A 26412-nucleotide genomic window follows, 5' to 3' on the forward strand; every position below is an offset into this window, starting at 1 on the left:
TATTTTACTACAAAACTTGTTAAAATAAGCTCATGAAAACCCTCAAGCTACGCATACGAGATAAACACACAGACCAACTAAATCGCCTAAGCGGTTCGGTCAATTTCGTGTGGAACTATGTCAATGACTTGAGCCTGCAATACCTCAAACGCACAGGCAAATTCCTATCTGCCTATGATTTAAACGAATACACCAAAGGCAGCGGCGAACACCTAAACCTACACAGCCAAACCATCCAAGCCATCAACGAAACCCACGCCAAATCGCGTCGCCAATTTAAAAAAGCCAAACTAAATTGGCGCACCAACAACCCCAAGGCTAAGCGCAAATCACTGGGTTGGCTACCCTTTAAACACAGTGCCATCAAACACCTAGCCACCAGACAAACAGGCAAAAAAGGCTTAAAAACCACCTTACAGCTTAGCCTAGCCAAAGGGCAAAAACTTATCCTTGACCTATGGGACAGCTACAACCTAAGCCTATACCAAATTAACACCTGTGAAATCGTACAAGACAGCCGTAACCGATGGTATGCTTGTATCACCGTCAAAGACTACCCCAAACAACCATGTGGGGCAGGTAGCGTCGGCATTGATTTAGGCTTAAAAGACAGTGCTACCGCCTCAAATGGCGACAAGCTACAAATCAAGCAAACGCTCAAATACGCCAAAGCGTTAGCCACCGCCCAACGTGCCAATAACAAACAGCGTATCAAGGCAATCCATGCCAAAATCAAAAACACACGCCAAGACCTGATACATAAATTCACCACCCGATTAGTCAAAGACAATGCCCTAATCGTGGTCGGTGATGTTAAAACTACTCAATTTAACAGTAAACAAGGCAAACTAGCCAAGTCGGTTTACGATGCAGGTTGGTTTGAACTGAAACGACAACTGACCTACAAATGCGAGCACGCAGGTTGCCGTTTTGAAATCGTAAATGAACGATACACTACCTGAGGACGGCACTAGCGAAGCACCGCTTCGCCCGTCCGCAAGACAAGGGCTATGCCCGCCGTGACTTGCTCGTGCTGCGGCGATATGTCCAGTAGTCCGAAAGGTAGAGCAGGTTTGCGAATAAGAGATGAGAACGGATAAGCAAAGCACTGCTTTGCCCGTTCGCAAGACAAGAGCTATGCTCGCAGTAGACTTGTGCACGGTGTGGCACACGGCATGATAGAGATATCAATGCCAGTCGGAACATTCTTGCGGTCGGGCTTGACCGTCTGGGAGCAGGAATCCCCGACCGATAGGGAGGGGAGGAAGTCAATGCCAATAAAATTTGTGTTGGTAATCGCCAATTTTTGGGTGATAATAACCCGATTTAACCAGTGGCTTGCTGGTATTTTGGCCAAATTTTTTATGCATTAGCCAGGTATTCGTATCAGTATCAGGGCGCGTTGTCACGTTATGTCGTTATTGTCTTCACTCAATCAGTCCATTTTTTTGCGCATTTATGCAGGTTTGCTGCTGGTGTGCTTATTGGTGGTGCTATTTGCGCAGCTACTGATTAATGTGATCAATGGCGAGCGTGTGCAAAATTACCGTGAGAACATGGCAACGGCGGCGATGTATTTGGTGGATGCAGGCTTGGCACACCAGCCAACGTCAAATGGTAAGGTGCAGTGGTTGGCGGATGCCAGTGCGCTGCTAGATACGCCGATTGTGATTGAGCCTGCCGATCAAATTGATTTTACGTCCACCGAAACGCGGCGATTGCAAAAACAACAAGCGGTGGTGCGCTTTAACCGCCAACAAAACGTAGCCCAGTTGTATTACCAAATCAGCACCACGGATAAAGCAAGGCACGTCACGCCTGCCATCATTCATGTGCAAGTCAATAAGTTAGCAGAGCAGCAAATCAAAGGCGTTGCCGTGTTATTGCTTGATGATTTGTCATTTTATCCGACATTGGCAGACAAGCAGCGCCGCCTTGATGAATTGCAGCGGTTTTTCCCCTTTCGTTTGACGTTAAATTCGATGGAGCAGCTCAAGCTTGATGCTGAACAAAAGGCGCGGCTGTACCGTAAAGACATTGTGATTATGTTCCGTGATAACACCAGCGTTGAGCATTCGGCGTTGCGTGTGCTTGCGCCCACAGAATTGCCCGATGTGGTGGTTGATATGGGGCCGATTGCGCTGTTTAATTGGTTTCCGCTCAATCTGATTATCAGCATTATTTTGGTCAGTATGTTTTTGATTAGCTTGGGGGTGTACGCGCTGATTTTTCCGCTTGAGCGTAAATTGCAGCTGATTCAGGCAGGTATCACCAAGGTGCGCGAGGGCAAGCTTGACACCCAAGTCAAGGTGCTTGGTGAGGATGAAGTCGCGCATTTGGCATCGACGTTTAACAGCATGACCCAGCACATTCGGCGCTTGATTGAGTCACAACGCGAGCTGACGCGCGCGGTATCGCATGAACTGCGCACGCCTGTGGCGCGGATTCGGTTTGCCGTTGATATGCTAGCGGATACGGATGATGAGGAGTCGCGCATGATGCAGCGTGACTACATCGACCAAGATATTGAGGCGCTAAACGGCTTGATTGATGAGATTTTGACGTATGCCAAGCTTGAGGAAGGCTCACCGAAGATGAATTGGGAGTCCATCAAGCTGGCTGAATTGGTGGCACAAATTGTGCGTGAAACCAACGCCTTGGGCAAGCCTGTCGAGGTGGTGATGGGTGATATCGACCAAAAGGCAGTGGCGGTGGCAGACCGACGCTATTTGCACCGCGTGTTGCAAAATTTGGCAGGCAATGCCACACGCTATGCGGAGAGCAAAATCATCGTCAGCGCAGGCGTGACAAAAACCGAGGCTTTTATCAGTGTTGAGGACGATGGGCAAGGCATCCCCGAAAAAGACCGCGAGAAGGTCTTTATTCCGTTTGCGCGGCTAGATGACAGCCGCACGCGCGCCTCAGGCGGATATGGCTTGGGCTTGTCGATTGTGTCGCGCATCGCGTTTTGGTTCAATGGCAAAATGTCGGTGGATGCAAGCCCAACCCTTGGCGGTGCGCGCTTTATCATGACATGGCCCATCAAGCCGTTATCGGGCAGTATTGCGGCGGATGAATTGACCCAAAAAGGCGCAGAAGAAAAATACGCGCAGCAAAGCGGTTCATAAGGTGAGCTTCACACCATTCAAACACTAAGGCAGGCAATCATGCGTTATGTATTTATAGGCTTATTGTTGGCAAATGTGGCAATGTTTGGCTATTATAGTTTTTTGCATCAACCGCGCATGAAGACAGCCGTCAGCCCACCAACGCCTTTAATCCATCCTGTGAGCGCGACCAATGCCAGCGCTGAGCTACCGCCTTTGATTGGTAAAAGCTAATCGGTAAAAACGATGATGAAAAATCATTGACAAAACGCTAGCAAGCCAATCAAGCAGCTGCCTCAACAATGGGTATCACCACACGCACCAACAAACCACGATTGGGTAAACTGGCGTCGGTTTGGTTGCGCGCTATCACCACACCGTTGTGCAAGTGTGCAATACGGCTGACAATGGCTAAGCCCAGGCCGCTACCTTGTGTGGTACGCGCCGTTTCGCCGCGCTCAAACGGCTGCATGATGCGCTCAAGCTGGTCTTCTGCCACGCCATCGCCCTCATCACTGATCGCAATCAGCAAATAGCGTGCGCTGCTGCCCAGTTCGGCAAGCTTGTCAGCTGGCACATCATCAAGCAAATCGGCAGCGGCAATCAGCTTGACCGCGACATGAATCGGCGGCTTGCCATAGCGGTTGGCATTATTGACCAAATTGACAATCAGCCGCTTGATGGACAATGGACGCAGCAGCAGTTCGGGCAAATCCGCGTCAATCTCGATAACAAACGGCAACGGCGCAAACTGTACGGCAATTTCTTTGACAATGGCATGGACATCGGTGAGGCGCACCGCCTCATCAGAGCCGTCTTTCATAAATGAAATAAACTGCTCCAAAATTGCGTCCATGTCCTCAATGTCATACACCAAGCCTTCTTTTAAAAACTCATCGGGCAACAGCTCAGCGGTCAAGCGCATCCGCGTCAATGGCGTGCGCAAATCGTGGGAAATGCCTGCCAACATCAGGTTGCGCTCATTTTGGGTTTGGCGCAAGGTGTGAAACAGCCGATTAAACGCGACATTGACTTGCCGAATTTCGCTTGAGCCGTGCCGCGTCGGCAAGTCACGCGCCTGCCCCAGTTGAATGTAATCGGTGGCGACTTTTTGCAAACGCTTGAGCGGACGATTGAGCTGCCGCACCAAAAACAAAATCGTCAATAGTGTGATCAGCGGAATGCCCAGCACAAAAATGCCAATCGTCAGCGGACTGTATTGCGCATAAAAACGCACAGGCTCTTGTAGCCAAAACTCTGGGTGAGCGCTGTCTTGCACATACAGCATGGGCACAGGCTTGAACTTAAAATACACCACGGCAGGGCGACCCAATGAGTCTTGCACCTGTTGGGCCATCGTTTCGGTAAAAAAACCGACCAAACGCTTATTGGTGACATCCGGAAAATCCTGCGCATCGGTGATGATATCAATATAAGCATTGGCAAGCAGCCACTGGCGCACAGCAGGCTGCTTGCCCCAGTCGCGCTCGGCTTTGTCGATAAGTTGCAGCTGATTGGCGATGTTCGCCGCGTGATTGCGTAATTCGGGCAAATACAGACTGCGCCAAAAAAACCACAATGACAAACTGACACTGAGGGTCACCATCAGCATCACCAGCAATGTGGTTTGCCAAGTGTGGCTATAACCGCGAAAGCCGTATTGCCCACGACGAGATAAAGCATTGGGTTGGCGCGTCATGATGGTGCTTGACTAGGCTCAATAAAGATCAAATTTGCCATTCAACAAAATTTTGCAGCAGTTGCAAGCCTGCCGTGTGGCTTTTTTCGGGATGAAATTGGGTGGCAAACAAATTGTCTTTGAGGATACTGGCGCAAAACTCATGCCCATACTGACAACGCGCGGCAACCAGTGCGTCATCTTGTGGCACGCAATAATAGCTGTGGACATAATAAAAATACGTGTTGGGCGCAATACCGCGCCAAATCGGGTGGCTACTATCCATGCCGTAGGTGGTGTTCCAACCCATGTGCGGTACTTTGATGGTATCGCGCGCGCCCCCCGTCGGCACAAACTGGCGCACATCGCCTGCCAAAATACCCAAACCCGCCACGCCGCCGTTTTCTGCTGAATGTTCAAACAACGCCTGCATACCGACGCAAATCGCCATCACAGGCTTATTAAACACCGCGTGGCGCACCGCGTCACCAACCCCCGTGGCGTGCATTTCTGCCATGCAATCCTTCATCGCGCCCACCCCCGGAAACACGATTTTATCACTGCGCGCAATCACTGCCGCGTCACGGGTGATTTCAACATCCGCCCCGACGCGCGTCAAGGCTTTGGCAACCGAATGCAAATTGCCCATGCCATAATCCAGCAGTGCGATTTTTGTCATTGTTTAGCCTCATGCGTTAAAAAATCAAAAAAATATTAAAAAAATAGTGCAAAATTTACACGATTTTTGCCCAAAAACTTTTGAAAATGGCTAAACTTGCCATTATATCGTATCTGGTTTAGATTGATAGGGCTGGCAAGCGAAAAATGCGCGCGACACCCATCAACCGCGATTTTTAAGCAAGCAAATGACACACAAGGACACAAAATGGCAGAAAAAAATTATTACGATATCTTGGGCGTGGACAAAAAAGCCAGTGAAGCGGACATCAAAAAAGCCTACCGCAAGCTGGTGCGCCAATACCACCCCGATGTCAGCGACGATCCCAACGCCGATGCCAAAATGGGCGAAATCAACAACGCCTATGAAACACTCAAAGACGCAGAAAAACGCCAACAATATGACATGATGCTAGAAAACCCCTTTGCTGGCGCAGGCTTTGGGCAGGGCGGATTTGGCAATGGCTTTGGGCGTGGCGGCATGGGTGGACAAGCGCCCAACATGTCGGCTGAAGATATTGATGAGATTTTGCGCCAGTTTGGTGGCGGCATGGGCGGTGGTGCGCGTGCAGGTGGGGCAGGCTTTGGGCAAGCAGGCGGCGGCTTTCGTTTTGATGATTTATTCTCAGGCTTTGGCGGTGGCGGCATGAGCGGCGCAGGCTTTGGCGGTCAGACCAACACCAAAGGCGACGACCAGCATGCCGAGCTATCGGTAGATTTGCGCGCAAGTTACCATGGCGATACCCAAAAAATCACCTTGAACTTGCCCGTACAAACCGCGCAAGGGCGTGAGTACCAAAGCAAAACCATTGAAGTCAAAATTCCCAAAGGCATTGCCGAAGGGCAGCAAATTCGCCTTGCCAAACAAGGTCTGCCAAGTGCCTATGGCGCAGAGGCAGGCGATTTGTATTTAAAAATCAAATTCACCCATGCTGACAATATCCGCGTTGAAGGCAAAGACGTGTTCCAAACCGTCGATATTGCACCGTGGGAAGCTGCGTTGGGTGGGGTGATTACCGTGGTTACCCCTGCGGGCAAAGTCAGCGTCAATGTGCCAAAAAACAGCCGTTCGGGCAGCAATTTGCGTCTAAAAGGCAAGGGCATTCCTGCCAAAGTTGCAGGCGATTTGTTTTTGACCTTAAACATTGTGCTACCGCCAACCGATACCGACGAACAAAAAGCCGCATGGCAAACGCTAAAAGCTCAGTTTGCGGACTTTGTGCCAACACGCTAATGGCAGGGGCGTAAGCACCGTGGCAACAATAGACAACAACGGGCAACGACAGACAACAACGCAGAACCATGCTAAAAAAATACATGAATAAGGCAAAATAACCATGACAGACCAATACGACTACCCAGACGATTTACGCTTTACCCTTGAGCAGCTTGGCGCGGCAACGCCGTATGGCAGTGATTGGGTGTTGGCATTGCTTGATGAAGCGGTCATCACGCCGTTTGATGCCAGTGCGCCCGTGCGCGCCGATAACGCGTTGCGCTTTGGTAGCTTGCAGCTGACACGCGTGCGCCGTGCCGCGCGTTTGCGGCGTGACTTTGATGCCAGTCCGCAGGCGATAGGCTTAATTTTAACCTTGCTGGATGAATTAAACGCCCTGCGCCAGTACAAACGCCAAACATTGGGTGAGCAATTTAGCGCGCAGGTGGTGACGTTTAGCGTGGCTGACGACGACCACTAAACCCAAAGGCGTTTTGCCAAAAAATAGACCATAAAAAGCGCACGTCTTGGCAAAAACGTGCGTTTTTTTGTCGGGGATAGGGTGTTGCCGATTTAGAAGCCAGCATTGACTTGTGTCCACAGCGGTGCGTTGTTAGACGCAAGGTTGGCAGGGTTGTCAGCGGATACGGGTTGTAGGGGTTGTGTGGTAGGGTTAGCCGAGGGTATCCAATGACGAAGCGCGTTGATTTCGGCTTGTTGAGTTTCAATCGTGCGGTCAGCAAATTGGCGGATTTTGTCATCCTTGCCGTATTTAAGCTCAATTTGGGCCATTGCCATCGCGCCTTTGTGATGCGGTATGAGGGTTTGGCGAAACGCCTCGTCAGGGTCGTCAATCGCACTGGCAGACAGCATTTGCTGATACATCTGTTTAAGGCTTTCGGTATAACTCGGCTCTTTAGCCAGTGTGGCAGGGGTGGCGGTGGGTTTACCTGTGCTGGCGTTGTATTTAAGCCAGTTTTGTAGCCAGCGGATTTCATTGCTTTGTGCAATCAAAGAATCTTCTGCCAGTTTGCGCAGCTGTTCATCGCGCCCGTATTTAAGCTCGATTTGTGCCAGTTGCAGCGCGGCGTTGTGGTGGGCAAGCATGGATTGGACAAACGCCACGTCGGCATTGTCGGTTTGCATACCTTGGCTCATCGCATCTAGCATGGCGTTGGTTGCGGCGATGATTTCGGCGCGGTGTCCCATCGGTGCAATCACGGTCACGGTTTGGCTATCGGGCGCATCGCCGACGCTGACATGAACAGGGATTGCCACCGCGTTAGAAATACTGGTGACCATCGTCAAGGTATCGGGCTTGGCACTGTCGATGACGGGCAAGTTGGCGATATCGCTTAAGTTTTGCAAAGTCACCATCTCAGGCGGTGCTGATTTGGTCACCGCGACACCTGCGCTTTTATTGACTCCATCTGCCACCACATTGGCAGCCGATTGGGCAGATTGTGGGGCTTGCCCACAGCCGACCAACCACACACAGCCCAGCACCACACCGCCCAATAATGCACAGCATAGTACGGTGCGCGCATGTGGGCGCAGGGTTAGGATAAAACCACCGCGTTGGCGCGACGTGGTTGGCAGGCTCGATATCACCGTCGATCGTGGCATAGCTACATCATATCCAGTTTGCGCGTTGGGGCTGTTGTCTGCAAGCGGCCAAGATACTGGGGTGTTTTGCCGCAAAAGACCGTCTGGCAACATGTGTCAGCGACGCGCCAAAGGTTTGATTTTGTTATGATGTTAGTATAAGTCAGGTTTGTGCGCCTCGCCATAGCGATTGTGTGACTAGTTTTGCGCAATTCTACACCATTTGCCGTTTACATCGACGTTTGTTTGGTAATAAATTATGAATCCAAACTGACATCAGAGGTCATCAGCGCGCCCAAACCTGCGTGCTCAAAGGCAGCGCGATACGCGGCAACTTTTTTATCAAGGCTGAGCGGATACGCGCGCGACGATGACGGCAGCCGCCAGATGCCCAATTTGCGCCCAAACAAGTCAATCGTGATATGCTGATTGGTTTTAAGCGGTTTAAGCGGTTTGGCAGTTGGGTCAAAATCGGGTGAAGTGGGATCGGCGCGTTCGGCGTTGATGACATCAAACAATACCTCACACGCTTTACCGCCTGTCAGCAGTAGCCAGCGTACGTTGGGCAGATCTGCCAGTACGGCGCGTAAATCTACACGCTCGACCACAGTCAGATGCGCGTCTGACGCGTTGCCATGCTCGCGAATTGCCGTTTTGACGGTTGGGCATTCACCGATTTTTGCTGTTTTTAAAAACGCCTTAATTTTATCCGCGTCAAACCGCTTGTCCTGCCCTGCGCGAAAATACTCACCGTCGCCAAAAAACACCCGACCCATGATGCGCCACATGTCATTATAAAAATTGGGATAATGAAACGCCATGCCCCATTTGTCGGGTGTGGGTGGCAAAGTGCCCATCATCAAAACTTGGGTATCAAAAAAGGCAAACACACCAAACGGGTGTCGCTCAATGGGGTGAGTGGTAGGGGCGGGGGGTGGCGTGCTATTTTTCATGGTGTCGGGTTAAATCTTTTTATGCAATAAATACCAGCCCAACGCAGCGCTTAACACAATCGGAAGTGCGACCATCAGCGGTGGCGGTAGTGACGTACTGAGACTCACAAAGCCTGCCAAGTCCTGTAAGTAATTAAACATCAAACCAAACAGCAGTGCGACAACGATACGATAGCCCAAACTTTGGTTACGCAGTGAGCCAAACACAAACGAACACGCGACCAATACCAGCGACAACACGGCAAACGGTGATAACAGCTTTTGCCAAAAAGCAACTTCATGTGGCAGTGAGCGGCGTTGCTGGCTTTGCATGAGTGTGCGGTGTTGCCACAAGACCGACAGCGACATATCCTCAGGATTTTGGGTCAAAAGATAAATTGAACTTGGCGCAATCGGCAAACTCACAGGCATTTCACCCACCATGCGTTGTTGGCTGCTGCCATCGGCGGCAATGGTGAGCGTTTGCACCGCATACAAACGCCACGGCTGGCTGGCGCTATGCGTTGCTGCTGGGTTGGTGGCGGACGCGGTTGGCGCAGGTTGATACACACCGCGCTCGGCATGTAGCATTTGGCGTACCTCGCCTTGTTGGCTAAGCGTCCATTGGCGCACGTCGCGCACCTCGCCATCCACGTTGGCATAGCCAATCGCCAGTAGCGTATCGCCGTGTTTTTGCCAATAGCCATTGACACTGGTCGCGTCGGCAGTTTTGTGGTTACGCGCTTGGCGGGCAAGGTTGTTGGTCGTCGGTAGGACAAATTGACTCAGTGCCAGCGACAGCAAAACAAACACCAGCGCAGGCTGCATGACCCAGCCGATAATGCGCAAACGGCTTAGCCCTGCTGCCTGCATGACGGTCAATTCACTGTGATTTGCCAGCAGCCCAAGACCAATCACCGCCCCAATTAATACGCCAAACGGCATATAGCTTTGCAGCGCCTCGGGCGCGGAATACACGATATAGCGCAGCGCGTCTAGGTAGCTGTAGCTGGCATTGATTTTATCCAGTTGTGCCAAATAGTCAAACATCAACTTAAGCAGCAGTAGCCCAAGTACCGCCGCTATAATCGCCAACAAGGCATGGCGCTGCACATAACGCGCGATAATCATGCCGCCCCCTGACTGTCCAAACGATGAGTGCGCCGCGCTTGGCGACGCGCACGCAGACGGGTGGTAAGCGTGGCTTGCGCGTTCAGATACAGTGCGCCTGCCAACAATGCTGCCAGCAGCCAGACATAACCCCAGACCGATACGTTTTGTTTGCTGATGGCGGTTTTTAGCGAAATAATCGCAATCGCACAGCTGGCAAAAATCAGCACCGCAGGCAACAGCCGCAGCCAGCGCCCTTGCCGTGGACTGACCTGCGCCAATGGCATAGCCAGCAGCGCAGCCAGCAGCATCAACCACGGCAAGCTAGCACGGTAGCCCAATTCGGCTTGCGCAGCAGGCTCAGTGCGCACGCGCCACAGCTTGCCGACGGTTTGTGATTCGACGTTTTGCGGTGTGACTTTGTCGGTTGTTGGCTTTTGTAAGCTAATGCGATAGCGCGCAAAACTGGCTTGGTTGTAGCGCGCGCTATCGGCAGATAGCGTATAACGCTTGCCTGCGTACAAATCCAACATCGTCATCGGGTCATCCTCGCGCGTCGGCACTTGCAAGGCGCGTTCGGCGGTGATGATATCGGTGCGCCCATCGTCACGCGCATTGAGCAGATACAAGCCGCGTAGCTCGCGCTTATCACGATCAATAGCCTCGACGTACAGATGATAATCACCGCTACTGATAAAGGTCTGTGGGCGAATCAAATCCAGCGCACTTGCCAGCGATTGCTTATGCCATATCTGCTCACTGTGGCGTACGCCCCACGGTTTTGCCCACAGGCTGACACCCGCTTCAAGGACAAACAGCGCACCGACCAACGGCAACAGCAAGCCCAACACGCGCCCACGGCTGACACCACTGGCAAATAACACGCTCATCTCTTGGTCGGTATACATGCGCCCAAGCACCAGCATCAGCGCAACAAAAAACGCCAAGGGCAAAATCAGCTCGACAAACGTTGGTAAATTATAGCCAATGATGGCAAACAGCAGCCCAATGTTCAGTTTACCCTGCGCTGCCATCCCAAAGTAGCGAATCAGCCGTCCGCTTAACATCAACACCAGCAAAAAACCCAGCACCACCAACGTATTACTGGCAACCTGCTGGCTGATATAGCGCCGTAAAATCACGCCGCGCACCTTTTAATCACATTCATAGGATGTATCATGTTGTTGGTAAAAATTTGCTCGCATCGCGCTGCTGTTAGGCAGGCTATTTTCTACAGCCTGTCATTTTCTACAGCCTATCAAGAAAACGCTGCCAAAAACCGTATCATACCATGTTTTGCCATGCTAAAACGAACAGGTGTGACTGACTTAACATTGTCTTAGCATTGTTTGGGGGTGTTTTGAGTTTGTCTTCGGTAGCAGACGGGTGGTTTGTGTTCACAAGCCTCGACCAAACCACGGTTATTGTCTGGCGCGGTTGGTTAAATGCCAAAGTGTCCCCACATTGGCAATAAGCATAACATTGATTCAACCTTTAACATTTAACCACCACAAAGGACAAACCATGGCAGTTACTCCATTAACGTTTACCTTACAACAGCTTGCTACCACACCATCAAGCCAAGACACGCCACAGGCTGGCAACGTGGTGTTGATTGATGATAATCACCAGCCGTTGGCGGATTTGCCCAAAACATTGGCAACACGCGTCCAAACACTGATTGACAATACCGCGTTTGATGGCAAGCTTGCCAGTAGCATCGCAAGCTTTGAGCCCACTTCATTGGTGTTGGTTGGCGTGGGCAAGCGCGACAAACTCAGCGGCAATGCCATGCAAAAACTTGCCAAAACGGTCTATAGTAGCGTCAGCAAATACACCACCCATGTGCGCGTTTGGCTGGGTGATGGGCTAGATAGCGTGGCGTTTGGGCAGTTTGTTTTGGCATTGGCAAACGCCGCTTATCAGTTTACCGACTATTTGAGTAAGCCTGCCTCTAACGCTGATCATGCCAGCGAAAAAGACAGCGCGGCGGACACACCACGCTTAAGCCACGTTGAGCTGCTGCTCAAAACCGACACCATCGACGCTTACCAAACCGTGCTGGATTTTAATTTGGCTTTGCACCACGGGCAGAGCCTAGCACGTGACTTGGGCAATATGCCGCCCAATGACTGTAACCCTGCGTACTTTGTCCAGCAGGCGTACGCCCTTGCCAAGCAGCACCCCGATGTCCTGCAAGTCAAGGTGATTGGCGAGCGCGAGATGGCAAGTTTGGGCATGAACTGCTTTTTGGCGGTCAGCACAGGCTCAACGCAAGAGGGGCAGTTGGTGTTGCTGGAGTATCGCGGCGCACCCGATGAAGCGGCGGTTCATACCCCGTCAGACAGCTTTAGCCACGCGCCGATCGCTTTGGTGGGTAAGGGCATCACCTTTGACAGTGGCGGTATTTCAATCAAGCCGGGGCTTGGCATGGGTGAGATGAAGTTTGACATGAGCGGCGCAGGCAGTGTTTTGGGCACGATGGCAGCGCTTTGTCAGGCGCGTTTGCCCATTAATGTTGTTGGGGCGTTGGCGTGCGCTGAGAACATGCCATCGGGGCAGGCCACCCGCCCTGGGGATATCGTGCGCGCGATGGACGGCACAACCGTTGAAATTCTCAACACGGATGCCGAAGGGCGGTTGGTGCTGTGTGATAGCTTGTTGTATGTTCAGCGTTATCAGCCACGCGCCATCATTGATGTGGCGACATTAACGGGCGCGTGTATCGTCGCACTGGGACATATCCGCAGTGGCCTGTATAGCAACGATGAAGATGTGATTTTTGACCTTGAACAAGCCAGTCAAGATGCGCATGACCGCGTATGGCATATGCCGCTTGACGATGACTACCAAGAGCAGCTTAAGTCTAAATTTGCTGACGTGCAAAATATCGGCGGTGCGCCTGCAGGCTCTGTGACCGCAGCGTGTTTCTTGGCGCGATTCGTCGAAAACGTGCCTTGGGCGCACCTTGATGTGGCAGGCACGGCATGGCAAACGGGCAAAGAGGCTGCCAGCACCGGCCGCCCTGTGCCACTATTGATGCATTATCTTAGCCGTCAAGTTGGGCTGATACAAGCCCGCTGATTTATTGGATAATTTTTTGTAAAACCGCGCGTTTGTGGTCAAGCAGACGCGCGGTTTTGTCATTGGCTGTTGTAGGTGTGTGATGTTAGGCCAAGGATTAAACGCATAAGATACACCGAACACCCTGAGGTTGGTTTGTGTCTGGCATTAAATAAACACAACATTAAATAAAAAAATATTAAATAAACACCACCACCCTAACGCTAAGGCGCGTTAAAAAAGCCAACCTAAAATAAGAACCTTGCATATACGATACTTGCCACTGGCCTAGGTTTGCGGACAGTCTTTGAGCATTTGGCAAAAACCCCTTGCGCTGGCGAGAGGCAAAAATTAAGTTGATAAATCCGCTCAACCATTCCTAACAGTTTGTAGATGAATGCGTAAAAATTTGTTGAAATTGAGTAGCTATTTTCTGATGAAATATGCTAATTTGTCGCATAAATTCACGGCATACTGACGCAGAACAGGTGTTTGCCAAGCCGTATCGCCGTCGTCGGTTGGCGATGGGCAAAGATTTTAGGTGAAAACAAGGATTTAGGGTGTTATGAGAGGATTTGTGCAGGCGTATCAGCGTGTCGGTCTGGTGCCGCTGATTGTGATTGGGCTGGTGCTTGGGGGTATCATTGGCAGCCTTGCCAACCCAACCATGCTGGGTGTTTTACCCATGGGTGTGGCAAAATTTGTCAGCATGTTTGGCACGTTGTTTGTCGGTGCGCTCAAGGCCATCGCGCCATTGCTGGTATTCGTGCTGGTCATCGACTCCATTTGTCAGCACCAGTCAGGCACACGCGTCAATGTGCGCAGCACGTTGGTGCTGTATGTCGTAGGGACGTTCTTGGCGGCACTGACCGCGGTGCTGGCCAGTCGCTTATTTCCCACCACGCTGACCTTGGCGCAAGCCAGTATTGAGCACGCGCCGCCTGCTAACTTGGCAGAGGTTTTGACCACCTTGCTGGGCAATGCTGTCACCAATCCCATCAGCTCGATTGCTTCAGCAAACTACATCGGTGTGTTGGTGTGGGCGGTACTGCTTGGGCTGGCATTGCGCCGCGCCAATGCAGCCACCAAAACCGTGATGCATGACGCAGCACAAGCGGTATCGGAGGTGGTGCGCTGGGTGATTTGGTTTGCGCCGTTTGGTGTGTTGGGGCTTGTGACCCAAACCATTGCCGAAACAGGACTGGGCGCATTGGCAAGCTATGGGCGACTATTGGCTGTACTGGTTGGCAGTATGCTGTTTATCGCGTTGGTGGTCAATCCGCTGATTGTCTTTGTCAAAACGCGGCAAAATCCGTATCCGTTGGTTTTTACCTGTCTCAAAGAAAGTGCCATTACCGCATTTTTCACGCGCAGCTCGGCTGCCAATATTCCCGTTAATATGGCACTGGCGGAGCGACTAGGACTGCATAAAGATACCTATTCGGTCACTATTCCATTGGGTGCAAACATTAACATGGCAGGCGCGGCGATTACCATCAACGTCATGACCTTGGCGGCGGCACACACGATGGGCGTGCATGTGGATTTTGTATCCGCGTTGTTGTTGTCGATTTTGGCTACCTTGAGCGCGGCAGGTGCGTCGGGGGTGGCAGGTGGGTCGCTGCTGTTGATTCCACTTGCCTGTAGCTTCTTTAATATCCCCGATACCGTCGCCATGCAGGTGGTCGGCATTGGGTTTATCATCGGCGTGATCCAAGACTCGGTCGAAACCGCGCTCAACTCCTCAACAGACGTGTTATTTACCGCGGCAGCCGATCCCAAATATGCCTACCGTTATCGTACGTCGCATGACTAAATGCATGGCTAAACGTCAGACAAAAAAAAGGGCAACGCGTGCCCTTTTTTGTTTGCCTAACTATCAAACCACGCAATTAGCGGTTGATGCTGCGGTCTTCATTGACTTTTAGCTCGGCAGGAATGTCAATATTGACTTCATTTGCCATATAGCCGCTGTTTGTGGTTGATTTGGTGGTTTTTTTGCTGGTGTTCTTGGCGGTGTTTTTGGTCGCGCTGCGTTGTTGCGTGGTCTTGGCTTTGGGGGCGGTTTTTTTGCTTGCTGTGGTAGCAGCTTGCGCATTCATACCCAAACCAACCATGGCCAAAGCCAGCATAACCGCTGTTGAAAGTGCTTTCATATCGATTCCTTAAAATATTGAAACATCAAGTGTTTATGTGTTAAACCCGCGCCTATGGATAAAGATTGTTTCCGTCAGTTTGCGCGGCTTGATAAGCATAAGATAATAAAAAAAGGCATGATTAGCAATGCCTTTTTTATATATCTTATCTAGTGTCTTGACGTTTGATAACAGCCAGATATCGATAAGAAATTATCAACGCTGACTCACGTAAAGCTGCGATTATGGGTTTACGACCACGGGTACAGTTTGTACACCAACTGGTACGGTGGTTGTGGTGGTACGCTGAACTGTGTTTGGTGCAACCACACGGTCAGTTGTCACTTGACTGGCTGGTGCACGTTGTACCACTTGACGCACAGGCACGACAGCTGGCTGTACCGTCGTCACTTGTGGTTGTGGGGTTAGCGCAGGGGTGGTGGCGTATGGGCGTTGATCGCGGTTGGTGGTTTCATTAATCTTGATATCGGCAGGGATATTTGGATTAATTTCATTGGTCATTGGACGAGCGGCACGCGGTGCGGCGCGGCGAGTGGTTTTTTTAGCCACAGGTTTTTTGGCAGTAGAGCGTGCTTTTTTAGCAGGCGCTTTTTTGGCTGGTGCACATGTACATTTTTTGGCAGTAGAAGTGCGTTTGGCGGTTGCAGCTTGAGCAGGTGCGGCTAAGCCAAGACTTACTACCAGTGCGGTTAGAGCAAATGAAATGCGTTTCATGCGATTCTCCTAAAATGATGGTTGTTGTCTCAACCAACGGCGTCATTGTAATTTGATTGCATACATTATTTGGCAAATAGACCACAATAATGATTTATTGCCAAGGAATACATCTTGCCAGACGGCATTTGGCTAAAGATAATTTAGCACAGTTGGCAGCGTATCATGTGTGACAGATGTCAGCATAAACGTTATGAAAGGTAAAAAACGTAACATTTAGGCAAGTTGGCAACAATAAACGTGACAATACGCGATATTTGTTAAACTCGATGGCGTGATGGCTTGCAGGGTTTGGCAGGCTGTTTGTGCTGGGTCAATAAATAACCCTCATAGCCCAGCAATAGACCCAATGCCACCAAAAACGGGACGATATAATACAGCAGCCGAAACACCAGCAGCACGGCCAGCATTTGGGCTTTATCAACCTGCGGCAATGCGCTCATCATGGTGACTTCAAACACACCCAAGCCACCGGGTACATGGCTTAAAATACCCAGTGCCATCGACTGAATCAGCGCTGAAAACGTCACCCAATAGCTGACGTGGGTGTCTGTCGGCAGTAGCAGATACAGCACGAGCGCAACCGTGCTCAAATCCAGCACCGCCAAAAAAATCTGCTGCAAAATCACTTTGGCAGGCGGCAGCACGAATTGCCAACTGCCAATCCGCGCCTGTTTGCCTGTGCGTCCTGCGTACACAATCGTGCCGACAATCGCCACCAGTAGCAGCGCGCCAAGCCCACGGATATACAGGGCGTTGTCAAAAATACCCAACGATCTATCAAGTGCGCCCAACAGCCGCAAGGTAATCTCAGGGTGCGTGAGCAAGGAGATACCTATCAACGTGCTAACGCCAAACGTAAATGCCATCGATACCAACCAAACAATGTTGGCAATTTCATTGTTGCTTAGGCCATAGCGGTTGTAATGCCGATAACGAATGCCACCTGCGGTCAAAAGATTCATACCAATGGTGTGACTGATGGCATACGCGGTGAACGAAATCAACGCCGCCTTGGGGTAGCGAATCAGCTTATCGCGCCCAAGTTGCATCAGCGCAATGGTGTCATACAGCGTCAGCACGATATAACCAAATGCCACCACCAAAAACGCCAAGACCAAATGCGTGTTGGGAATTTGGCTTATCGCGGTGACGATATCAGCCCAACGGATGGTTTGGGTCAGATTAATCAACGCCCGAATTGCCATGACAAAAATCAGCAGCGCCACGCCTGCCAAGGCAAATTTCCACAGGTATCTAAGCGCGCGCGATTGCATAAAAACTGCCTTATACTGGGCGAATGCGGTGATGATTTGGGCTACAAGCAGGCGTTAAAATAACACAAAAATGGTTGGACAAATTGTAAACAAATTGGCAAAGATTTGTGTAAAACACTGCAACGAAGTGTAAACGTTTGCCCCACGCGATGGCATGTCATACCGCCGATATAAAACTGGCGAAGGGTTTTAGTAACCATAACGCTAACCAAACGACAGGGTTTGACGCATAGAGCAAGCCTGCACGCGGCTGACGATGGCTATTTTGTCGCGGCAGTGCTAACATACCGTGTCGTGCAAACGATGCACTCAATACCAATGATTAGCACAATACCTTGTTTTAAGGCATCATTTAAAGCCATAAATAAAGCCATAAAATTTTGAGTAAACGATCATGCAGCTTTTATACATTCATGGGCTAGACAGCAACGCCAATGCCGAGAAGGGCAAGCTGCTTGAGCAGTTTTGTGCCGTGCATTTTCCGCATATCAACGTCGTGCGCCCAGACCTCAACGTCGCACCCGCCGAAGCGATGGCACGCCTACAAGCCATCATCGCCGCTGACCCCGACACAGGGCTGGTGGGCAGCTCACTGGGCGGATTTTATGCCACATTGGCGAGCAACCTTACAGGCAAACGCGCTGTGCTCATCAATCCAAGCACCCACGTTGGCGAGAGTCTCAAACGATTTTTCCCCGACAACTTTGCCAACTTGCCTGCCGACTATGTGGGGCACACGACGCCTGATGGCTGGGCGATTACCAAGGCGCATATTGAGTGGCTAATCGACCATCGCCCTAAACGCGCGACTTTTGCTGATAAGATTTTATTGCTGGTCAAAACAGGGGATGAGCTGTTGGATTACCGTGAAGCCGTGGATTATTTTAGCCAAAGTGCAGCCGAGCAAAACGGACAATGCCATATCATCATCGAAGAAGGCGGCGACCACCGCATGAGCGACTTTGCCAGCAAACGCGCGCAAATTATACAATTTTTGTTTGGCTTGCCCGTGTTGTCATCACCGGCTAACGCACCCACATCAAGCCATCTACCAACACGCAAATAACCCTACAAACACCTAACCATATAAAAGGAAAATCGTGACGCAATACACCAGTCAATCGCTTGAAGTGCTTGAGGGCTTAGACCCCGTCCGCCGTCGCCCCGGCATGTACACCGACACCACACGCCCAAATCACTTGGCGCAAGAAGTTATCGACAACGCCGTTGATGAGGCACTGGCAGGGCATGCCAAATCTATCGTGGTGACACTGCACGCCGATGGTTCGTTGTCAGTTGAGGACGATGGGCGCGGTATGCCGACAGATATTCATCCTGAGTTTGACCAGTCGGGTATCGAGCTGATTTTGACGCGGCTGCACGCAGGCGGCAAGTTTAGCACCGACAACTACCAAGTATCGGGCGGCTTACACGGTGTGGGGATTTCGGTGGTTAATGCCTTGTCTAAGCGCGTTGAAGTCACCGTGTGGCGGGACGGACAGACCTACACCATGCAATTTGCCGATGGTGAGCCTGTCGCGCCGTTGGCAGTTGCGCCAAGCCAAAACAAACGCAAACGTGGCACACGCGTGCAATTTTGGGTTGATGCGCGCTACTTTGACAGCGCAAAATTCAACACCAAAACGCTGAAGCAAAACCTAAAAGCCAAAGCCGTATTGGCAGCAGGTTTGTCCGTGCAATTTAGTAATGAAATTGATGGCGACAGCGAAACATGGCGGTTTAGTGATGGCTTGGCGCAATACTTGAGCGAACAGTTAGCCGACACTGAAACCACGCCCACACCGCCGTATGTGTTTGGTTATCAAGCGCGCCCCGATGAACGCGCCAGCCTTGATGTCGCGCTGTGTTGGTTGGTCGAAAGCGGCACACCTGTGCAAGAAAGCTATGTCAATCTCATTCCCACCGCGCAAGGCGGTACGCACGTCAATGGCCTGCGCACGGGGCTGCTTGAGGCCTTGCGCGAATTTTGTGAGCTGCACAACCTGTTGTCCAGACAGGTCAAGCTTAGCGCGGATGACGTTTGGGACGGCGTGTGTTTTATTTTGTCGCTAAAATGGGTTGAACCGCAATTTTCGGGGCAGACCAAAGAGCGCCTATCCAGCCGTGAGGCAGCCGCTACGGTGCAAACCTTGATTAAAGATGGCTTTAGCCTATGGCTGAATCAAAACCCCGATACCGCACGCCAAATTGCCGAATTGGCGATTGCCAAGGCAGGCAAGCGGCTAAAATCTGCCAAAAAAGTTGAGCGCAAAAAAATCACCCAAGGCCCAGCACTACCAGGAAAATTGGCGGATTGTCGCGGAGATTTGCGCGATGGCGCGGAACTGTTTTTGGTAGAAGGCGATTCGGCAGGCGGTTCGGCAAAGCAGGCGCGTGATCGCCATTTTCAAGCCATCATGCCACTGCGTGGTAAGATCTTAAACACGTGGGAAGTATCGCCCGATGTTGTGCTGGGTAGCCAAGAAATTCACGACATTGCCATTGCCATCGGTGTTGATCCCGACAGCGATGACCTAAGCGAACTGCGCTATGACAAGATTTGTATCTTAGCCGATGCCGACTCCGACGGCTTGCATATCGCCACCTTGTTGTGCGCGTTGTTTGTCAAACATTTTCGTGCGTTGGTTGAAGCAGGGCATTTGTTTGTTGCCATGCCGCCACTGTATCGCGTTGATATCGGCAAAGAGGTGCAATATGCCTTGGATGATGATGAGCTCAACCAGATTTTGCGCCGCGTTCCTGCCAACAAAAAAGCCCAAATCACACGTTTTAAAGGCTTGGGCGAGATGACCAGCGAGCAGCTGCGCGAAACCACCATGCACCCCGACACACGGCGATTGGTGCAGCTATCGTTGGATGACCCTGACTTTACCAGCAGCGTGATGGATATGTTATTGGCAAAAAAACGCGCTGGCGATCGCAAGCTGTGGCTGGAGCAAAAAGGCGATTTGGCACAGCTGTCAAGTTAGCCCAAAGGTAGGAGGTCGTTAATAGTCAAATTGCGCCCGATGGGGCGTGATTGAAGCGCACCTTAGCGGACAGATCAATTACAAAAATAGTGCACAATAGTTAGCGATTGGTTGGATTTTATCCTTACAATAATGCCAGACACAACATGGCAAGCCAAGCCAAGCCATTATCTAATCAATTATTATCTGACAAGTCACTATCTAAACAGGTATTACTCAAACCGACACAAGGACGCGTCATGCCCAATTATAACCACTTAACCCCGATTGATCTGTACCACTACGGCGACAACGTGCCACGGCGCAACAATCCCGTATCATCACGGGCGGCAAAAAAGTTTTTGGATACCGCAGGTTGGCAGATCGTTGGTGAAATCCCCAATATCAAAAAATGCGTTTTGCTTGCCGTACCGCATACCTCCAATATCGACGGTATTTACGCCATTGCCACCTTGTTGGCGTTGGATATTGACATTAGCGTAATGGGCAAAAAGCAGTTATTTGCCATGCCTGTGTTGGGTAATTTTTTGCGCTGGTCGGGTGTGGTCGCAATTGACCGTGAAAAAAAGGGCTCAACCTTGCAAGCCACCATCGATCAATTCAACCAACGCGAGCAGTTTTGGTTAGCATTAGCACCCGAAGGCACACGCAGCTACGTCGAACGCTTACGCACGGGATTTTATCATATCGCCATGGGCGCAGGCGTGCCGATGTTACCCGTCGCGATGGATTACCCCACCAAGCAGGTGCGCTTTATGCCGCTGTTTTACCCAACGGGCGATATCGACGCGGATATGCCCAAAATTTTAGACTACTATGAAGGCGTAAAACCGCGTGATTTTGCCAAAATGGCGCAGCCGTTGCAGGATTTACATAAATAACTCAAGGGTTTGCACAAACAATCCTTCAGCAAATAAACCACCAGTCACGCGCTAACTTCTTGTGTTAGCGTTTGATAAGCTTTATAATAGCGGCTTTATTTTATCCATCCTCTGTGTTGGCTTTAATCGTGGCGCGTTTGGCATTGGGCTGACGTTTGCCATGCAGTCCAATCGGCAGAGCAAACCAAGGAAACCGCCATGCGTGCTGACATCCATCCAGATTACCACGACGTTTTGTTTCATGACACCAACGCCGATGTGTACTTTTTGACCCGCTCAACCATCAAGCCAAAAGCAACTCGTGAATACGAAGGTAAAGAGTATCCTTACGTGGCACTTGACGTGTCTAGCGCGTCTCATCCATTCTACACAGGCGAACAACGCAAAACCCAAAACGAAGGTCGTGTTGCAAGCTTCAACAAGCGCTTTGGCGCGTTTGCTAATCGCGGTAAAAAATAAGCTTGTCGCTTATTGCATAAAAAAGCCTTTCCATTGTGAAAGGCTTTTTTATGGCTAAATTTTTATCATTCGTTGCCGTAAACCTGCGACTTCAGGCGGTGGATATAAGGCAATGGTTAAATGCGATGAGTTTTGCTATACTCATCTCACTATATTCAATGTCTTACATTCCACAGTTAAGTTAAGACTAAATTGCGAGTACGCAGTAACTTAACTGGTAAGACGTTTCCAAACACACACTTAAGCTAATTCGTGTCTAAGACAATCCTAACGGTAGGATTAGCTTAAAATAAGAACCTAAGATGTACGGTGTGTCGTACGGGCGGTTGCCATTGTCTTAGGTTTGCGGTGGGGCTTCACCGTCTTGCAGAAGGAATCCCCGAACGATAGGGAGGGGAGGAAGTCAAAATAGCAATTTTATTTTATCTAGCCTCTGTGTTGGCTTTAATCGTGGCGCGTTTGGCATTGGGCCGACAGCGGCCAGGCAGTCCAATCGGCAGGGGCAAATCAAGGAAACCGCTATGCGCGCAGATATCCATCCAGATTACCACGACGTTTTGTTTCATGACACCAACGCGGATGTCTACTTTTTGACTCGCTCAACCGTTAAGCCAAAAGCAACTCGCGAATACGAAGGCAAAGAATACCCTTACGTCGCGCTTGACGTATCCAGTGCGTCACACCCATTCTACACAGGCGAACAACGCAAAACCCAAAACGAAGGCCGTGTGGCAAGCTTCAACAAACGCTTTGGCGCGTTTGCAAATCGCGGTAAAAAGTAAGCCCATCACTCATCGTTTACAAAAAAAGCCTTTCGCTATGACAAGGCTTTTTTTTGATGAATTTTTGGCTAAATTTTTGTGGATAAAGTAAAAAAGCCCTTTGTTTAAAAGGACTTTTTTAATCCTAAGCACAGCAGGGCTATCAACGCCGCTCGGGCAAGTTGATGTTCATCTCAAGTACTTCCATGTTGGCTTCGGTGTGGTGATTGATATTGACATCATCCACCTGTACGCCTGTGACATAGGTATTGACCACCGCCAAAATCTCGCGCTTCATTTTTTCGATGCGCTCGGGCGTGAGGCGGTTGTGCAGACGGTTTTCGCTGGCAACAATGACCTTAAGCCGTTCTGCCGCCATGTTGGCACTGGTTGATTTTTGCTCACCGCCAAATAGACTGCTCCAAAATCCCTTTTTCATCGTCTAGCCTCCAAACCAGCGCTGCAGGAAGCTTTTTTTCTTGACATCGATATGCCGATACGGGCGTTCTTCACCCAAAAATCGCGCCACCATGTCATCATAACATTGCCCAGCCACAGAGTTTTTGTCCAAAATCACAGGCTCGCCTTGGTTGGATGCTTCAAGGACGCTGTTGCTTTCAGGAATCACCGCAATCAATGGCACTTTTAGAATGTCGTTAGAAATGCTGTTGATGTCCATCATTTCACCGCGTTCAGCGCGTTCGGCATTGTAGCGGTTGATGACAAGATGCTCACGCACTGAGCTGCCTTGCTCAACTTTTTTGGTGCGGCTTTGTAAGATACCAATAATGCGGTCAGAGTCACGTACCGAGGAAATCTCAGGGTTGGTGACAATCAAGGCTTCATCGGCGTGATACATAGCAAGCTGAGCGCCGCGCTCAATGCCTGCTGGTGAGTCGCAGATGATAAAGTCAAATTGCTTGGCCAGCTCTGCCATGACTTCTGCCACGCCTTCATCGGTCAGCGCGTCTTTATCACGCGTTTGGCTGGCAGGCAAAATAAACAGATTGGGCAGGGCTTTGTCTTTGACCAAGGCTTGCGATAGGCGCGCGTTGCCTGAGATGACATCAACAAAATCATACACAATGCGGTTTTCGCAGCCCATAATCAAATCAAGGTTACGCAAGCCCACATCAAAATCAATCACCACGGTTTTATAACCGCGTAACGCCAACCCCGTGGCAAATGACGCGCTGGTTGTGGTTTTGCCCACACCCCCTTTACCAGACGTTACCACAACAATTTTTGCCACTTGGCACACTCCTAACGCTGTATTACTCACTACCGCCAACAAGGCAAGCCATGTCGCCCCGTCTCGGTAAATGGTTGGATGAAAAAAACGGTTAAATTAAATTAGTTTAGCACAAATTTTATGACAAAAATAAGTCTATCTGCCAAAAAGATGTTGTCAATTTGGCTTTACGGATTCATCAAGCTAAACACCAACCCGACAGGTTCTTGGTAGCTGACAATCACCGCTTGGTTGAGGTATTCAGCAGGGATATTTTCTTTTAAGCAGTACGTCCCTGCCACGGACACCAATGACGGGTTAAAGCGCAAGCAAAAAATTTTGGCGTTCATGTCGCCCGTCGCGCCTGCCACCAGTCGCCCTTCACCTTTGCCATAGACATGTAAATTGCAATCGGTGATGGCTTCTGCGCCTGCATTGACGCTTTCGGTTAAGATCAAATCGCCGCCCAAATGCGACAGGCTTTGCCCTGAGCGCAGAATTTGCCGATGCAGCCGCGGTTTGAATGCCGCTTGTGGGGGCAAAACAGGCTCTGTGTCGCCACCTTCGGGCACGGTCGGTTGGCTCATAGATTGGCTGGCCGTCGGGGCGGTGGTGGGCGCGGTAGCCGCTGTGGGTGGTTCGGCAAGCGGCTCGGGCGCGGTGTTGGCAGCAGGGGCAGCGGTCTTGGTCACCGCTTGCCCATCAATGCGTTTGCCATCGGCAGGAAAAATCGCCAAATTTAGCCCACGTGCTTGTTCATCTAACACACCCGTGACGATGCCGATGGGCTGCAAACCCAATTCCCACAAGCCTTGTTGCAACGCCACCAAATTCAGCCTATCTTGGCACGCCAGCACCACGGGCATACCATCTTTGGGCAAACGGGCAAACTTATCGGCAACTTGGGCCAAAATCGCAGGCACGTCATTGCCGCCAATCGATAGGCGCATAAAGTTTAGCATACGCCCCGTTAGGCGCACGCTGGTGGTGGGTGTGTGGGCGGTAGATTCGGGTAGGGGTAAGTCAGCTGACATGGTTGCTCTGGGTATTGCTTCAATATCGGTTAGGTTGGGAATATAAATTATATCTGGTCAAAGACTGTATGACAGGCTATGCAAAAAAGCGATAGCAAAAACGGTAAAAAATCAGTCAATTTATCGCATGGCGGTAGCAAGGTTTATGTTAGCAAGGTTTATGCCAAACGACAACACAGCGCCGCGCTTGGCACACAAAAACTTAGCAGGGTGTGCTATACGGTGTATGACCACCCAACCGTGTATTACCAAACATTATGGGGCAAAATCCGCCAACATCTGCCCAATGCGCGCGTCTTTTTGTTGCCAAACCGTGTCCAACCAAGCAAACATCGCTTGCTTGGTTGCCGCATCGTCATGAAATTTACCTGCAATCAAATGATGCATTAGGTCTGGCGGTAAATCAACAAAGCGCATGTCCACGCCCAAACGCCGAATATTGCCTTGCCACAGATCACGATACAGCGGCACTCCATCGGGATAGACGATGGTGACATCCAAAATTCCGTCTAGCTGCTCACCGAGTGCCGCCAATGCCAACGCCAGACCGCCTGCTTTGGGTTTGAGCAAATGTGCATATGGCGACTGCTGCGCGTCACGTTTTTGTTGGGTAAAGCGCGTCCCTTCAACGAAATTGAGTAAAGTAAACGGCTTGTCGGCAAGCTGCTGGCAGGCGCGTTTGGCTTCTTCGATATCGCGGTTTTTGAGGGCAGGATTTTTGGCAATCGCCTCTTTAGAATAACGCTTCATCATGGGAAAATCCAAAAAATAAAACGCTTGGCCAACAATCGGAATATACAACAGTTCATGCTTGGCAAAAAAGCGCGTCAGCGGCAAGCGGTCTTGCCCGATGTACTGAATCACTGACGTATCTACCCACGATTGGTGGTTGCACAGCAAAATATAGCGTCCGTTTGGCGATAAATTGGCAGGCAAATTGACGCGTAAATCAATACTTGGCAACCAATGGTCAATCAAATAATTGTTGGTGGTAATCCAATGCTCAGCGATATCGAGCACAGTTTTATCCGCGCGTGGGTTGCCCGTTAAGGTTTTAAGCGCGCCAGCTGCCCACAACGGCGCACCAAACAGCAGCGAATTGCCCAAAATCGTGCCTGCGGTCGCGCCAAAAGTTGCTGCCTGCCCAAGTGTGGGCGATTTATCGCGTAACTTGGCTAACTGGCGATACACGGGGTTGGTTTGTGGATGGGTCGGCGTTTTTTGTAAGGCAGATTGGCGGCGTTGTGATGATGGCATGGTTTTTTCCAAGCGTAACCTATCAAAGCTAGCAAAAAATGGTTTTCTAAAAAAATGGTCTTTTAAATAGCATTGCACCTATCATAGCGCAAATGCCCCACAAAACGCATGAAAATTTGGTTAAATCTGACCATCTTGGGTCAGCGTGCAAAATCCGCCCACATTTTGCCGAGCATCTATTTGCCAAACACCTATAATTGCCAAACACCTATAAAAAACTTAAACAACGCACTACAGCTGTTCTACACCAATCTGACAATTTA

Annotated in this window: 24 protein-coding genes and 1 pseudogene; 12 read left to right on the forward strand and 13 right to left on the reverse strand. The window is 50.5% G+C overall.

Annotated elements, in window-relative coordinates; translation table 11 throughout:
* The first annotated feature begins 32 nt into the window (after window positions 1-32).
* The 3 genes and pseudogenes from AC5L4R_RS02735 to AC5L4R_RS02745 all read left to right on the forward strand — a co-directional run bounded on the left by AC5L4R_RS02735 (window position 33) and on the right by AC5L4R_RS02745 (window position 3341).
* Window positions 33-1255 (forward strand): annotated as a pseudogene (locus AC5L4R_RS02735) (RNA-guided endonuclease InsQ/TnpB family protein).
* Between the two features lie 157 nt (window positions 1256-1412).
* The gene (locus AC5L4R_RS02740; RefSeq protein WP_494472274.1) at window positions 1413-3128 is read left to right on the forward strand and encodes an ATP-binding protein; all 1716 of its coding nucleotides are present in this window, start codon (window positions 1413-1415) and stop codon (window positions 3126-3128) included.
* A gap of 39 nt (window positions 3129-3167) precedes the next feature.
* Window positions 3168-3341: a hypothetical protein gene (locus tag AC5L4R_RS02745; protein ID WP_494472275.1), complete on the forward strand. Its 174-nt coding sequence runs from the start codon at window positions 3168-3170 to the stop codon at window positions 3339-3341.
* Window positions 3342-3390: 49 nt separating this feature from the next.
* Here the strand turns inward: AC5L4R_RS02745 and AC5L4R_RS02750 are convergent, their stop codons facing one another.
* Window positions 3391-4806, reverse strand: a complete 1416-nt coding sequence (locus AC5L4R_RS02750; protein WP_494472276.1) for an ATP-binding protein — start codon at window positions 4804-4806, stop codon at window positions 3391-3393.
* Between the two features lie 28 nt (window positions 4807-4834).
* Window positions 4835-5464, reverse strand: coding sequence for an imidazole glycerol phosphate synthase subunit HisH (gene hisH, locus AC5L4R_RS02755; protein ID WP_494472277.1), 630 nt, complete (start codon window positions 5462-5464; stop codon window positions 4835-4837).
* Between the two features lie 207 nt (window positions 5465-5671).
* Here hisH and AC5L4R_RS02760 point away from each other — a divergent pair, with 207 nt between their 5' ends.
* Both AC5L4R_RS02760 and AC5L4R_RS02765 read left to right on the forward strand, forming a co-directional pair.
* The gene (locus AC5L4R_RS02760; protein WP_494472278.1) at window positions 5672-6697 is read left to right on the forward strand and encodes a DnaJ C-terminal domain-containing protein; all 1026 of its coding nucleotides are present in this window, start codon (window positions 5672-5674) and stop codon (window positions 6695-6697) included.
* Window positions 6698-6800: 103 nt separating this feature from the next.
* On the forward strand, window positions 6801-7160 hold the full coding sequence (locus tag AC5L4R_RS02765; RefSeq protein ID WP_494472279.1) for a chaperone modulator CbpM: 360 nt from the start codon (window positions 6801-6803) through the stop codon (window positions 7158-7160).
* A gap of 92 nt (window positions 7161-7252) precedes the next feature.
* Here the strand turns inward: AC5L4R_RS02765 and AC5L4R_RS02770 are convergent, their stop codons facing one another.
* From AC5L4R_RS02770 to lptF, 4 genes are all read right to left on the reverse strand, one after another.
* Entirely contained in the window at window positions 7253-8305 is a 1053-nt protein-coding gene (locus AC5L4R_RS02770) for a DUF305 domain-containing protein (protein WP_494472280.1), read from the reverse strand.
* 236 nt (window positions 8306-8541) lie between these two features.
* Window positions 8542-9237, reverse strand: a complete 696-nt coding sequence (locus AC5L4R_RS02775; protein WP_494472281.1) for a DNA glycosylase — start codon at window positions 9235-9237, stop codon at window positions 8542-8544.
* 9 nt (window positions 9238-9246) lie between these two features.
* Window positions 9247-10347, reverse strand: a complete 1101-nt coding sequence (gene lptG / locus AC5L4R_RS02780; RefSeq protein WP_494472282.1) for an LPS export ABC transporter permease LptG — start codon at window positions 10345-10347, stop codon at window positions 9247-9249.
* The gene (gene lptF, locus AC5L4R_RS02785; protein ID WP_494472283.1) at window positions 10344-11468 is read right to left on the reverse strand and encodes an LPS export ABC transporter permease LptF; all 1125 of its coding nucleotides are present in this window, start codon (window positions 11466-11468) and stop codon (window positions 10344-10346) included. The genes lptG and lptF overlap by 4 nt, the downstream gene beginning before the upstream one ends.
* Before the next feature lie 382 nt (window positions 11469-11850).
* Between lptF and AC5L4R_RS02790 the strand changes: the two genes are divergently transcribed.
* Both AC5L4R_RS02790 and sstT read left to right on the forward strand, forming a co-directional pair.
* Complete coding sequence (locus tag AC5L4R_RS02790) at window positions 11851-13410, forward strand: leucyl aminopeptidase (protein WP_494472284.1); 1560 nt, start codon at window positions 11851-11853, stop codon at window positions 13408-13410.
* Window positions 13411-13954: 544 nt separating this feature from the next.
* A complete protein-coding gene (gene sstT, locus AC5L4R_RS02795) occupies window positions 13955-15205 on the forward strand; it encodes a serine/threonine transporter SstT (protein ID WP_494472285.1) in 1251 nt (416 codons plus the stop codon).
* 76 nt (window positions 15206-15281) lie between these two features.
* On the opposite strand, the gene AC5L4R_RS02800 is transcribed toward sstT, so the two are convergent.
* The 3 genes from AC5L4R_RS02800 to AC5L4R_RS02810 form a co-directional block, all read right to left on the reverse strand.
* Window positions 15282-15545 (reverse strand): hypothetical protein, encoded by a 264-nt coding sequence (locus AC5L4R_RS02800; RefSeq protein WP_494472286.1) that lies wholly within the window; start codon window positions 15543-15545, stop codon window positions 15282-15284.
* A 222-nt stretch (window positions 15546-15767) separates the two neighbouring features.
* The gene (locus tag AC5L4R_RS02805) at window positions 15768-16259 is read right to left on the reverse strand and encodes a hypothetical protein (protein WP_494472287.1); all 492 of its coding nucleotides are present in this window, start codon (window positions 16257-16259) and stop codon (window positions 15768-15770) included.
* A 260-nt stretch (window positions 16260-16519) separates the two neighbouring features.
* Window positions 16520-17536 carry a UPF0104 family protein gene (locus AC5L4R_RS02810; protein WP_494472288.1) on the reverse strand — a complete coding sequence of 339 codons (1017 nt, stop codon included), beginning with the start codon at window positions 17534-17536 and terminating at the stop codon, window positions 16520-16522.
* Between the two features lie 394 nt (window positions 17537-17930).
* On the opposite strand from AC5L4R_RS02810, the gene AC5L4R_RS02815 reads away from it, so the two are divergent.
* The 5 genes from AC5L4R_RS02815 to AC5L4R_RS02835 all read left to right on the forward strand — a co-directional run bounded on the left by AC5L4R_RS02815 (window position 17931) and on the right by AC5L4R_RS02835 (window position 22648).
* A complete protein-coding gene (locus tag AC5L4R_RS02815) occupies window positions 17931-18602 on the forward strand; it encodes a YqiA/YcfP family alpha/beta fold hydrolase (protein WP_494472289.1) in 672 nt (223 codons plus the stop codon).
* A 34-nt stretch (window positions 18603-18636) separates the two neighbouring features.
* Window positions 18637-20526, forward strand: a complete 1890-nt coding sequence (parE, locus tag AC5L4R_RS02820; protein WP_494472290.1) for a DNA topoisomerase IV subunit B — start codon at window positions 18637-18639, stop codon at window positions 20524-20526.
* 239 nt (window positions 20527-20765) lie between these two features.
* Window positions 20766-21407 carry a lysophospholipid acyltransferase family protein gene (locus tag AC5L4R_RS02825; RefSeq protein ID WP_494472291.1) on the forward strand — a complete coding sequence of 214 codons (642 nt, stop codon included), beginning with the start codon at window positions 20766-20768 and terminating at the stop codon, window positions 21405-21407.
* Window positions 21408-21605: 198 nt separating this feature from the next.
* On the forward strand, window positions 21606-21866 hold the full coding sequence (locus AC5L4R_RS02830) for a type B 50S ribosomal protein L31 (protein ID WP_067057259.1): 261 nt from the start codon (window positions 21606-21608) through the stop codon (window positions 21864-21866).
* Window positions 21867-22387: 521 nt separating this feature from the next.
* A complete protein-coding gene (locus AC5L4R_RS02835) occupies window positions 22388-22648 on the forward strand; it encodes a type B 50S ribosomal protein L31 (RefSeq protein ID WP_494472477.1) in 261 nt (86 codons plus the stop codon).
* 142 nt (window positions 22649-22790) lie between these two features.
* Here the strand turns inward: AC5L4R_RS02835 and minE are convergent, their stop codons facing one another.
* From minE to yihG, 4 genes are all read right to left on the reverse strand, one after another.
* A complete protein-coding gene (gene minE / locus AC5L4R_RS02840) occupies window positions 22791-23066 on the reverse strand; it encodes a cell division topological specificity factor MinE (RefSeq protein WP_494472478.1) in 276 nt (91 codons plus the stop codon).
* A gap of 3 nt (window positions 23067-23069) precedes the next feature.
* Window positions 23070-23879 (reverse strand): septum site-determining protein MinD, encoded by an 810-nt coding sequence (gene minD / locus AC5L4R_RS02845; protein WP_494472479.1) that lies wholly within the window; start codon window positions 23877-23879, stop codon window positions 23070-23072.
* Between the two features lie 167 nt (window positions 23880-24046).
* A complete protein-coding gene (minC, locus tag AC5L4R_RS02850; RefSeq protein WP_494472480.1) occupies window positions 24047-24892 on the reverse strand; it encodes a septum site-determining protein MinC in 846 nt (281 codons plus the stop codon).
* Between the two features lie 255 nt (window positions 24893-25147).
* Window positions 25148-26149 (reverse strand): 1-acylglycerol-3-phosphate O-acyltransferase, YihG family, encoded by a 1002-nt coding sequence (yihG, locus tag AC5L4R_RS02855; RefSeq protein ID WP_494472481.1) that lies wholly within the window; start codon window positions 26147-26149, stop codon window positions 25148-25150.
* Window positions 26150-26412 lie beyond the last annotated feature (263 nt).

The sequence above is a fragment of the Faucicola sp. SE7633 genome (assembly GCF_059264685.1).

Coding starts and splice junctions, on each gene's coding strand:
- AC5L4R_RS02740 (WP_494472274.1), top strand. CDS start 1,413: ATGTCGTTATTGTCTTCACTCAATCAGTCCATTTTTTTGCGCATTTAT.
- AC5L4R_RS02745 (WP_494472275.1), top strand. CDS start 3,168: ATGCGTTATGTATTTATAGGCTTATTGTTGGCAAATGTGGCAATGTTT.
- AC5L4R_RS02750 (WP_494472276.1), bottom strand. CDS start 4,806: ATGACGCGCCAACCCAATGCTTTATCTCGTCGTGGGCAATACGGCTTT.
- hisH (WP_494472277.1), bottom strand. CDS start 5,464: ATGACAAAAATCGCACTGCTGGATTATGGCATGGGCAATTTGCATTCG.
- AC5L4R_RS02760 (WP_494472278.1), top strand. CDS start 5,672: ATGGCAGAAAAAAATTATTACGATATCTTGGGCGTGGACAAAAAAGCC.
- AC5L4R_RS02765 (WP_494472279.1), top strand. CDS start 6,801: ATGACAGACCAATACGACTACCCAGACGATTTACGCTTTACCCTTGAG.
- AC5L4R_RS02770 (WP_494472280.1), bottom strand. CDS start 8,305: ATGCCACGATCGACGGTGATATCGAGCCTGCCAACCACGTCGCGCCAA.
- AC5L4R_RS02775 (WP_494472281.1), bottom strand. CDS start 9,237: ATGAAAAATAGCACGCCACCCCCCGCCCCTACCACTCACCCCATTGAG.
- lptG (WP_494472282.1), bottom strand. CDS start 10,347: ATGATTATCGCGCGTTATGTGCAGCGCCATGCCTTGTTGGCGATTATA.
- AC5L4R_RS02790 (WP_494472284.1), top strand. CDS start 11,851: ATGGCAGTTACTCCATTAACGTTTACCTTACAACAGCTTGCTACCACA.
- sstT (WP_494472285.1), top strand. CDS start 13,955: ATGAGAGGATTTGTGCAGGCGTATCAGCGTGTCGGTCTGGTGCCGCTG.
- AC5L4R_RS02800 (WP_494472286.1), bottom strand. CDS start 15,545: ATGAAAGCACTTTCAACAGCGGTTATGCTGGCTTTGGCCATGGTTGGT.
- AC5L4R_RS02805 (WP_494472287.1), bottom strand. CDS start 16,259: ATGAAACGCATTTCATTTGCTCTAACCGCACTGGTAGTAAGTCTTGGC.
- AC5L4R_RS02810 (WP_494472288.1), bottom strand. CDS start 17,536: ATGCAATCGCGCGCGCTTAGATACCTGTGGAAATTTGCCTTGGCAGGC.
- AC5L4R_RS02815 (WP_494472289.1), top strand. CDS start 17,931: ATGCAGCTTTTATACATTCATGGGCTAGACAGCAACGCCAATGCCGAG.
- AC5L4R_RS02825 (WP_494472291.1), top strand. CDS start 20,766: ATGCCCAATTATAACCACTTAACCCCGATTGATCTGTACCACTACGGC.
- AC5L4R_RS02830 (WP_067057259.1), top strand. CDS start 21,606: ATGCGTGCTGACATCCATCCAGATTACCACGACGTTTTGTTTCATGAC.
- AC5L4R_RS02835 (WP_494472477.1), top strand. CDS start 22,388: ATGCGCGCAGATATCCATCCAGATTACCACGACGTTTTGTTTCATGAC.
- minE (WP_494472478.1), bottom strand. CDS start 23,066: ATGAAAAAGGGATTTTGGAGCAGTCTATTTGGCGGTGAGCAAAAATCA.
- minC (WP_494472480.1), bottom strand. CDS start 24,892: ATGTCAGCTGACTTACCCCTACCCGAATCTACCGCCCACACACCCACC.
- yihG (WP_494472481.1), bottom strand. CDS start 26,149: ATGCCATCATCACAACGCCGCCAATCTGCCTTACAAAAAACGCCGACC.